The sequence below is a fragment of the Micromonospora foliorum genome (genome assembly GCF_022229015.1).
Lineage (GTDB): Bacteria > Actinomycetota > Actinomycetes > Mycobacteriales > Micromonosporaceae > Micromonospora > Micromonospora foliorum.
Genome location: NZ_JAKKFF010000010.1, coordinates 19,275 through 28,548, shown reverse-complemented (window position 1 = coordinate 28,548; position 9,274 = coordinate 19,275). Strand labels below are relative to the sequence as shown.

Below are 9,274 nucleotides of genomic sequence, written 5' to 3'. Positions count from 1 at the left end.
GCTTCCATGCCTCAGAGTGACCGGTTCGGTCTTCGATCCTCGGAACCCAGTTACTGGTCACTCAAGGCTATAGCGAAATGACGCTTTTGGGCGGGATCCAGTCGTAGCTCACCCGGTCGACTCTCGTGTAACCTCGCTGCCGGTTACCGATGATGGCGCGAAGCCGCGCCTGCGGTGGCACCGCCGAGTCGTTTCCCGAGAGAGCCGGGGACCCAGGTCCCTCGGGGTGAATCCGCAACCACTGCGGTAGGGCGCCGACTTCCCGCCCGAACCCGTCAGCTAACCCGGTAGGCGGTCAGGAAGAAGGAGTACGGAACCCCGGTGGCACTCCATGCCCCGCGGCCGTCGTCCGAGCGGTCGGCATCAGCCGGCCCGGCGTCGATCGTGCCGCGCCCACGCTGGTCCCGCTTCACCACCGCACTCGCCGCGCTGGCCGGCATCGCTGTCGTCCTGGCCGGCAGTGCCACGGCGGCCCACGCCGACCCGTCCGTCGCCGAGATCGAGCGCCAGATCGACGCCGACTGGAACAAACTCGAACCGATCATCGAACGGCACAACGCCACCCGCACCGACCTCGCGGCGAAGCGCAAGCAGGCCGACGCGCTGGCCGCCCGGATCACTCCGCTGGAGCGCCAGGTCGACGCCGCGATGGACAAGGTCAGCGCCCTGGCCGTACGCGCCTACAAGGGCGAGAACGTCTCGACCGTCAACGCGGTGCTGGGCAGCCGGTCGCCCAGCGAGGTGGTCGGCCAGCTGGAAATGCTCGACCGCTTTGCGCACAACCAGCAGAAGGACGTACGCCAGGTGGCCGACCTGCGCGACCAGCTGGCCGCGCAGAAGGCGCCGCTGGACGAGATGGTGGCCCAGCTGACCCGCGCCGAAGTTCAGCTGGCGGCGAAGAAGAAGCAGATCAACGAGGAGATCGACCGCCTGCAGAAGCTGCGCCTCAAGGTGTACGGCAACGGCGGTGGCGGTCCGCTGCGCCCGGCGCCCTGCCCGGGTAGCTACCCCGGTGGCGCCGCGGGCACCGCGGTCAAGTTCGCGTGCGCGCAGATCGGCAAGCCCTACGTCTGGGGTGCCGAGGGCCCGAACTCGTACGACTGCTCCGGGCTCATGCTGGCCGCCTGGGCGAAGGCCGGCGTGTCGCTGCCGCACAACGCCGCCGCGCAGAGCCGCGTCACGAAGAACGTCAGCAGGGGCGACCTGCGCCCCGGCGACCTGGTCTTCTACTACAGCGACATCCACCACGTCGGCATGTACGTGGGTGGGGGCTGGGTGGTGCACGCCTCGCAGGCCGGTCAACCGGTCAAGATGAAGAAGGTCGACGACGGCCCGATCCACAGCTACGGCCGCCCAGGCTGACCCCGGGTGGTTGGAGGGCCCGTCGCGATCACGTCGCGGCGGGCCCTCGTCGTCCTGGTCTCAGCGGATCGACCTCAGCGGGTGGGCGTCGTCCTGGTTCCAGCGGATCTACCTCAGCGGGTGGGCCAGGTGCGCCAGTGCTGCCAGGCGCGGCTGGGCGTCGGCCCCCGCTGACCCTGGTAGCGCGAGCCGTAGACCACCGAGCCGTACGGGTGCTCGGCCGGCGAGGAGAGCCGGAAGATGCAGAGCTGCCCGATCTTCATGCCCGGCCACAGGGTGATCGGCAGGTTCGCCACGTTCGAGAGTTCCAGCGTCACGTGGCCGGAGAAGCCCGGGTCGATGAAACCGGCGGTGGAGTGCGTGAGCAGCCCGAGCCGGCCCAGGGAGCTCTTGCCCTCCAGCCGGCCGGCGAGCTGGTCGCCCAGCGAGATGACCTCCAGCGTCGAGGCCAGCACGAACTCCCCCGGGTGCAGCACGAACGGCTCGCCGTCGGGGACCTCGACCACCGACGTCAGGTCGTCCTGCTGCATGGCGGGGTCGATGTGGGTGTAGAGGTGGTTGTTGAAGACCCGGAACAGCCGGTCGAGTCGGACGTCGATGCTGGACGGTTGGACCAGGGTGGGCTCGAACGGCTCCAGGCCCAGCGTGCCGGCCTTGATCTCGGAGACCAGGTCGCGGTCGGAGAGCAGCATCGGACCACCATAGCCGCGCGGCCAAAAGTGGCCGGATTCGGTGCCGGTGACCAGCGCGTCGAGGTCGCTGCTCGTACATTTGTTCGATAGAATGCCCACATGGCTTCCTGGTCCGAATTCGCCGCCGACGAGCCCCGACTCGCCGACGGGATCCGCGTTCTCCTCCAGCAGTACGGGCCGGGCTTCGGCTATCTGGCCACGGTCCGCGCCGACGGCGGGCCCCGCGTCCATCCGGTCTCCCCGGTCATCACCACCGAGGGGCTGTTCTGCTTCATCATCGACTCGCCCAAGCGCCGCGACCTCGAACGTGACGGCCGCTACGCGCTGCACTCGTTTCCCGCAGAGGAGAGCGACGACGAGGCGTACGTGGCGGGGCGCGCCCGTCCGGTGACCGATCCGGTCCGGGTGGCGCTCCTGGCGCAGAGCGCCCGGGCCGAGCCGCAGGTCGACTGGCGGCTCTTCGAGTTCACCGTCGACGTGGCGATGCTCACCCGCCGTGAGCAGCACATTGCGGGCATTCCGGGCCTCCCGCCGGGCCGGCCGGCCGTCCGGGTCTGGCTCGACCCAAACGCCCCGTCGGCGGTGGCCGCCCCGCTGACCGTCCCGCAGACGCGCCCGACCCGCCTCAGCCGTGACGTCCAGTGCACTGCCGCCTGACCACGACCAGAAGACCATCGGTGCCGGCCCCGTCGTGACGGGGCCGGCCCCGGGTGTACGCCTCGGCCCACGGCCCGCGGCGCACGATGATCAACTCGGTTTCAGTGATGTCGCGGGGTCCCGGCGCCTCGGATGCCCCGACTTCCAGGAAACCGAGTGGATCAACCCCGGACGGAGGGGTCCGCGGACACCTGCGGCCGGCGGGGGTACCTGGGTGCAGAGGCCCGACGACTCGGGTACAGTGGTGCCGCTTGCGGGTGTAGTTCAATGGCAGAACATCAGCTTCCCAAGCTGACAGTGCGGGTTCGATTCCCGTCACCCGCTCCACTGCGAAGGCCCTGGCCAGGACGAGAGTCCCAGCCAGGGCCTTCGATGTTCGACGGTCAAACGATCCGCGAACCCCGCCTATCGGTAGTCGGCGAAGATTCGGCGTTCCACGCCGTCGACGGTGACCGGGCCGCCGTGGGGCAGGATCCACTGCGGTCTGGTGTGGCCGAATGGGACGCCGACGCAGACGACCGCCTCGGGGTTGTAGCGGGTCACCACGTCGACGACCGTGTCCCGCTGCTGCTCGCGTAGCCGTGCCCGATCGGCGGCCGCGGGTCGACGGGTGTGGTCGGAGACCGGCGGACGGGCGACCAGGACGGCGTCGACGGCGCTGAGGAGGCCGCGTTCACCGAGTGATCGGACGATCCAGCCGACCTCACGGGCGGGGAGAAGCTCCTCCGACGTCTCGATGATCAGCACCCCACCCCGCAGCGCCTCCGGGGGAAACGCGAAACGCCCCGCCGTCAGGATCCACTGGATGACCTCCAGGCAGCCACCCCAGGTGCGGCCGGTGACTACGCGGCGCGGCCCGTACCAGCTCCACGGCTCCGTCGGTTCGCGCTCTCCAAAGGATTTCAACGCCTGCGGGTCTGCCCAGTCGATGCCGACATCCTCCGACTCACCCGGATCGGTGATCTCCAGGCGCTCCCCGGTGAGTAACGCCGCTCGCAACGACCGGACGTGAATGTCGTCGACGGCGGGCCCGGGGCCGAGGTGCACCTGGGAGGACCCGCCGTAGAAGCTGGCGATGCCGAGGCCCCAGAGCCAGTGGTGCAGGTTGGTGTTGTCACTGGTGCCGAGGAACGGTTTCGGGTCGGCTCGGGCCAGGTCGGCGTCCAGGTGGGGGATGACGGTGATCTGGTCGTCGCCGCCGACGACGGCGAGAATGCCGCGTACCTGGGAATCCGCGAAGGCGGCATTGATGTCCGCCGCCCGCGCCGCCGCGCTCGCGCCCACCTGGCGGGTGGTGGGGTACTCGACCGGAACGAGGCCGGTCAGGTCGGCAAGCCGTCGCATGGCCTGCTCGTGGATCCCGGGATAGGCACCGGCCGCGGCGAAGGACGGCGAGAGGACCGCGAGGCGGTCCCCCGGGCGCGCCTTGCGAGGACGAACAAGCTCATGCTCCATGTCGAGATCCAACAGGTACGCCAGTCCGTACGCATCTCATTTCGGGGCGGGTTCCAGGAGTACCACGGCGGTCCCACGCGCGACCCGTTGTCGGTAGACCGCGGTCAGCTGCCGACGTGGCAGTGGCCCGGGAAGGCGTGGTGGACTTCGGCGGCGACAGCCGTCGGCGGAGCGGGCATCGGCGACACGGATGCTTCTCATGTTCGTGGCAAGATCTGCCAGGTGCAGGTCGGGATGCTTGGTCCATTCGAGGTTCGCAGGGACGACGGCACCTGCATTGACGTGCCGGGTGCGCGGCTGCGCGGGCTGTTGACCGCTCTCGCACTCAACCCGGGTCACGTGGTCCCGAAGGGGACCCTCGTCGACTGGATATGGGGCGAACACCCGCCCACCGACGCCGCGAACGCCCTGCACCGCCTGGTCTCCCGGCTGCGGAAGGCGCTGCCGGAGGGGGCGATCGAGGGACAGACGGACGGCTACCGGTTGGTGGTCGAACCCGACGTCGTCGACGCCGTTCGGTTCGAACGCCTCGTCGGCCAAGCTCGCGAGGACGAGGGCCCGCAGCGGGTACGGCGGCTGCGCGAGGCGCTCGACCTGTGGCGCGGTGCGGCGATGCAGGATGTCGGCTTGCCCGACAGCTCTGCGCTCGACGCGGCGGTCACCCGACTCGACAGGCTGCGTCTGACCGCCCTCGAGGATCGCTTCGACGTGGAGATCAACCTCGGCCACGGTCCGGAGTTGGTCGCGGAGCTGACCGATCTGGTCGCCGCCTACCCGGTGCGGGAACGGCTGGTTCTCGCGTTGATGCGGACCCTCGCCGCGAGCGGCCGAGACAACGAGGCGCTGCTCGTGTATCAGCGCACGAGCGAAGCCCTGGCCGACGCGCTGGGCGTCGATCCCTCGCCGGAACTGTCGGCGTTGCACGTCGCGCTCCTGCGGGGCGAGGTGCGACGGCGCGCGGAGAACCGGAAGACCAACCTCCGGGCCGAGTTGAGCAGCTTCATCGGCAAGGACGAGGCAGTTGCCAAGGTCGGCGCGCTCGTCGCCGAACACCGGCTCACGACCCTGATCGGGCCGGGTGGTTCCGGGAAGACCCGGCTGGCCACGGAAACGGCACGCAGGATGCTCGACGACCTGCCGGACGGCGCCTGGTTGGTCGAGTTCGCCACCATTGGCGCGGACGGTGACGTGGTGCAGGCGACGCTCGCGGGGCTCGGACTCCGGGACGCTCTGCTCGGCGAGGCACCGAGCATGGAGTTGGTCGACCGTCTCGTCGCCGCCATCCGCGAGCGGGAGGCGTTGCTGATCCTGGACAACTGCGAGCACGTGATCGAGTCGGCTGCGGTGCTCGCTGACCGGCTGCTCGGGGAGTGTCGGCGACTGCGGATCCTCGCGACGAGCAGGGAACCGCTCGGCATCACCGGTGAGGCCCTCTGGCCGGTCGCGCCGCTGGACCTGCCGGACGTCGACGCCGACCCCAGCGAGATCGAAGCGTCGCCGGCTGTCCGGTTGCTGCGGGATCGAGCGGGCGCGGTGCGAAGGGATCTGGCGGTCGACGCCCTTACGTTGTCGACGATGGCGCGGATCTGTCGAGCGCTGGACGGGATGCCGCTGGCGATTGAACTGGCCGCTGCCAGGTTGCGCACCATGTCCATCGACCAGCTCGCCAGGCGGCTCGACGATCGGTTCCGCCTGCTGACCGGCGGCAGCCGTACCGCGTTGCCCCGCCACCGAACGCTGCGCGCGGTGGTCGACTGGAGTTGGGAGCTGCTGACCGACGCCGAACGGGCGGTCCTGCGCCGGCTCTCGGTGTTTTCGGGCGGGGTGAGCCTGGAAGCGGCCGAACGGGTCTGCGCCGGCGACGAGGTCGAGCAGGACGACGTGCTCGAGTTGGTCACCGCGCTGGCCGAGAAGTCGCTGTTGGTCGCCGAGGGCGACGAGGCGCCGCGCTACCGGATGCTCGGCACGATCAAGGAGTACGCCGCGCACCGCCTCGTCGAGGCGGGAGAATCGGACCTGGCGCGCCACGCGCACCTGGCGTACTTCACCGAACTGACCGCGACCGCGGAGCCGCAGCTTCGTCGCGCGGACCAGGTGAAATGGCTCGGCACTCTCGAAGTCGAGCACGACAACATCGGTTCCGCGATGCGCGGTGCCCTCGCTGCCGGCGAAGCGCACGCGGTCATGCGGCTGGCCGCGAGCGCCGGCTGGTACTGGTGGCTCGGTGGCCACCGAACCGAGGGCATGGAACTGATCACGGCCGCCACCGAGACGCCTGGTGAGGTCAGCGACGAGATCCGGGCCACGGTGTACGCGCTCGTCGTGCTCTTCGTGAACTCGGGACCGGGCGACGAACACCAGGCGGCGGAGTGGATCCACAAGGCGTACGAGTTCAGCCGGCGCAGTCACGGCAGCCACCCGGGGATGGCACTCGTCGTCCCGCTGGAGCGCATGTTGCGAGCCCCGGACGCGATCCTGTCCGCATGGGAACCGCTGCTGGACGACGAGGATCCCTGGGTACGCGCACTGGCCCGGTTGCAGCTCGGCAAGATGCGGATCATTCTCGGCCAGGACGGCCGGGAGGTGGACGCGCATCTCGGGGCGGCGCTCGCCGAGTTCCGGGCACTCGGTGAACGGTTCGGGATCTCATTCGCCCTGACCGAGTTGGCGGAGCTGATCGCCGTACGCGGTGAGTTCGCCGGTGCGTGCGAGCACTACGAAGAGGCGATCGCGGTCGTCACCGAGGTCGGCACCGTCGAGGACATCATCCGGATGCGGTCCCGGCAGGCTCAGCTGTACTGGTTGCTTGGCGACGAGGAGTCCAGCGCGGCTGCCGTGGCCGAGGCGCGGCGATGTGCGACGCGGGTCACGTGGCCGAGTGCGTTGGCCGTACTGGCGCTGTCGCAGGCGGAACTCGCTCGCTGGCGCGGTGATGCCGAGGAGGTGGCCCGGCAGATCGGTGTCGCGACGACCCTGTTGCGCGACGAAGCGAAGCAGGCGCACATCCGCGCGATCACACACGACCTGCTCGGTTACGTCGCGAACGATCTCGGTGAGGCGCGCAGACACCATTCCTTGGCCAGCGAGGCGGCAGCCGAGGCGGGGCACGCACCCTCGATCGCGCGGGTCCTCGTCGGAGTCGCGGACCTGGCGCTGCGTCGTGACCAGTGTGAGCAGGCCGCGCGGCTGCTCGCCGCGAGCACCGCGGTGCGAGGACGGCGGGATCACTCCCAGCCGGATGTGGCCCGGATCGAGCAGGAAGTACGGCGCCGCCTCGGCGAAGTGAGATTCGCAGAGGCGGCGCGGGAAGGCAGTCGGACGGACTGGAATCGGTTGGTCGCGGTCACGCTCGCTTCGTGAACGTGGACCGTGCCCACAGGTAACCGACGAGAGCGATGCCGACGCACCAGACGAGGGCGGGGATCACGTCACCGGTGGACGGCGTGCCGTTGAGGAACCCGCGCAGGGTTTCGATGATCGGCGTGAAGGGTTGGTATTCCGCGAACTCCCGCAGCCCGGGCCCCATCTTGTCCGCCGGCACGATCGCGCTGCTGAAGAACGGCAGCATGACCAGCGGTACGGAGGCCAGCCCCGCCGTTTCCGGAGACTTCGCCGAAAGCCCCAGAGCGACCGTGAGCCAGCCGGCAGCGAAGCCGAGCAGCACGATGATGCCGATCGCGCCGAGCCAGCCGAGGAGGCTCGCCGACGGGCTGAATCCGAGCAGGAAGGCCACCCCGACGAGGGCCGCGATGGCGACCAGGTTGGTCAGCACGCTGGCGACGACGTGACCGGTCAGCACCGCACCGCGGGAGACGTGCATGACTTTGAACCGGTTGATGATGCCCTTGGTCATGTCGGAGTTCACCGCGGTCGCGGTGGCCCCCAGGCCGTAGCAGACCGCCAACAGCATCAGCCCGGGAGTCGCGTAGTCGATGTAATCGACACCGACGTTGAAGGCGTCGCCGAACATGTAGACGAACATCAACATGATCACGATCGGCATCAGGACCGCGTTGAACACCGAGGTCGGGTTGCGGGCGATGTGCTTGAAGTTGCGACGCAACATGACGATCGCGTGGGACTTGGTGCTCATTTCGCGGAAACCTCCTGGGTGCGGCTGCCCGTCAGGGCGAGGAAAACGTCGTCGAGGTCGGGCGTCTGCACGGAAAACCCTTCGGCGCTGATCGCGTACTCGTCGAGCCGGTCCAGCAGGGCCCGCAGCGAGGCCGTGCCGCCATCACCGGGGACCCGCAGGGCGAGTGCCTCGTCGTCCCGCGTGGCGTCGTTGAGCACCAGGGCGGCCGCGTCGAGTTCGGCGACGGTGGTGAACCGGAGCCGGACGTGAGTGCCGGGGATCTGACGCTTGAGCTCGTCGGGCGTGCCCTGGGCGACCAGCCGCCCCTGGTCGAGTACGGCGATCCGGTCGGCGAGTTGATCAGCCTCCTCCAGATACTGGGTGGTGAGGAAGATCGTCACGCCGTCGGCCACCAGGTCCCGGATGATCGACCACATCGTGCGGCGGCTACGTGGGTCCAGGCCCGTCGTCGGCTCGTCGAGGAAGATGATCCGAGGGTCGCCGACGAGCGTCATCGCCAGATCCAGCTTGCGGCGCATACCACCGGAATAGGTCGACACCGGCTTCTGCGCCGACTCCACCAGGTCGAACCGCTCCAGCAACTCCGTGACGACCCGCCGGCCGTCCTTGCCGGGCACCTGGCTGAGATCGACCATGAGCTGCAGGTTCTCTCGGCCGGTCAGCAACTCGTCCACCGCCGCGAACTGACCGGTGACACCGATCGCCGCGCGTACCGCCTTGGCCTCGGTGGCGGCGTCGTGCCCTGCGATGCGTACGGTCCCACCGTCGGCCTTCACCAACGTGGTCAGCACGTTCACCGTCGTCGTCTTACCCGCCCCGTTCGGACCGAGCAGGGAGAAGATCGTGCCGGCAGGGACATCCAGGTCGATGCCGTCGAGCACGACCTTGTCCTTGTAGGCCTTCCGCAGCCCGGAGACTGCAATCGCTGAACTCGTCATGCGACTACCATCGGCGGCCGGACTGTCACCCCCCTGACACGGCCCTGACACGGCCACTGACACCGGTAGACGGC

The 9,274-nt window shown here is 69.3% G+C and carries 7 protein-coding genes, 1 tRNA gene and 1 riboswitch; of the genes, 4 read left to right on the top strand and 4 right to left on the bottom strand.

Annotation, left to right across the window (positions count from 1 at the left end; all coding sequences use genetic code 11):
- Positions 1 to 171: 171 nt before the first annotated feature.
- A riboswitch (cyclic di-AMP (ydaO/yuaA leader) is annotated at positions 172 to 308 on the top strand.
- Positions 309 to 384: 76 nt separating this feature from the next.
- On the top strand, positions 385 to 1,362 hold the full coding sequence (locus PSH25_RS00920) for a C40 family peptidase (protein ID WP_238657117.1): 978 nt from the start codon (positions 385 to 387) through the stop codon (positions 1,360 to 1,362).
- 113 nt (positions 1,363 to 1,475) lie between these two features.
- Here PSH25_RS00920 and dcd read toward each other — a convergent pair whose 3' ends face one another.
- On the bottom strand, positions 1,476 to 2,054 hold the full coding sequence (gene dcd, locus PSH25_RS00915; protein WP_089018323.1) for a dCTP deaminase: 579 nt from the start codon (positions 2,052 to 2,054) through the stop codon (positions 1,476 to 1,478).
- A 99-nt stretch (positions 2,055 to 2,153) separates the two neighbouring features.
- Here dcd and PSH25_RS00910 point away from each other — a divergent pair, with 99 nt between their 5' ends.
- Together PSH25_RS00910 and PSH25_RS00905 are read left to right on the top strand one after the other, a co-directional pair.
- On the top strand, positions 2,154 to 2,711 hold the full coding sequence (locus PSH25_RS00910) for a pyridoxamine 5'-phosphate oxidase family protein (protein WP_238657116.1): 558 nt from the start codon (positions 2,154 to 2,156) through the stop codon (positions 2,709 to 2,711).
- Positions 2,712 to 2,964: 253 nt separating this feature from the next.
- Positions 2,965 to 3,038 (top strand) — tRNA-Gly (locus PSH25_RS00905).
- A 78-nt stretch (positions 3,039 to 3,116) separates the two neighbouring features.
- Here the strand turns inward: PSH25_RS00905 and PSH25_RS00900 are convergent.
- A complete protein-coding gene (locus PSH25_RS00900) occupies positions 3,117 to 4,166 on the bottom strand; it encodes an LD-carboxypeptidase (RefSeq protein ID WP_274526815.1) in 1,050 nt (349 codons plus the stop codon).
- A gap of 222 nt (positions 4,167 to 4,388) precedes the next feature.
- On the opposite strand from PSH25_RS00900, the gene PSH25_RS00895 reads away from it, so the two are divergent.
- On the top strand, positions 4,389 to 7,526 hold the full coding sequence (locus PSH25_RS00895) for an ATP-binding protein (RefSeq protein WP_238657115.1): 3,138 nt from the start codon (positions 4,389 to 4,391) through the stop codon (positions 7,524 to 7,526).
- On the opposite strand, the gene PSH25_RS00890 is transcribed toward PSH25_RS00895, so the two are convergent.
- Positions 7,510 to 8,259 (bottom strand): ABC transporter permease, encoded by a 750-nt coding sequence (locus PSH25_RS00890; protein ID WP_238657114.1) that lies wholly within the window; start codon positions 8,257 to 8,259, stop codon positions 7,510 to 7,512. The genes PSH25_RS00895 and PSH25_RS00890 overlap by 17 nt on opposite strands.
- The gene (locus PSH25_RS00885; RefSeq protein ID WP_238657113.1) at positions 8,256 to 9,200 is read right to left on the bottom strand and encodes an ATP-binding cassette domain-containing protein; all 945 of its coding nucleotides are present in this window, start codon (positions 9,198 to 9,200) and stop codon (positions 8,256 to 8,258) included. Before PSH25_RS00885 ends, PSH25_RS00890 begins: the two co-directional genes overlap by 4 nt.
- Positions 9,201 to 9,274: the final 74 nt, after the last annotated feature.

What these genes read in the sequence shown, in the direction of transcription:
- dcd (WP_089018323.1), bottom strand. Translation starts at nt 2,054, where the DNA reads ATGCTGCTCTCCGACCGCGACCTGGTCTCCGAGATCAAGGCCGGCACG.
- PSH25_RS00910 (WP_238657116.1), top strand. Translation starts at nt 2,154, where the DNA reads ATGGCTTCCTGGTCCGAATTCGCCGCCGACGAGCCCCGACTCGCCGAC.
- PSH25_RS00900 (WP_274526815.1), bottom strand. Translation starts at nt 4,166, where the DNA reads ATGGAGCATGAGCTTGTTCGTCCTCGCAAGGCGCGCCCGGGGGACCGC.
- PSH25_RS00890 (WP_238657114.1), bottom strand. Translation starts at nt 8,259, where the DNA reads ATGAGCACCAAGTCCCACGCGATCGTCATGTTGCGTCGCAACTTCAAG.
- PSH25_RS00885 (WP_238657113.1), bottom strand. Translation starts at nt 9,200, where the DNA reads ATGACGAGTTCAGCGATTGCAGTCTCCGGGCTGCGGAAGGCCTACAAG.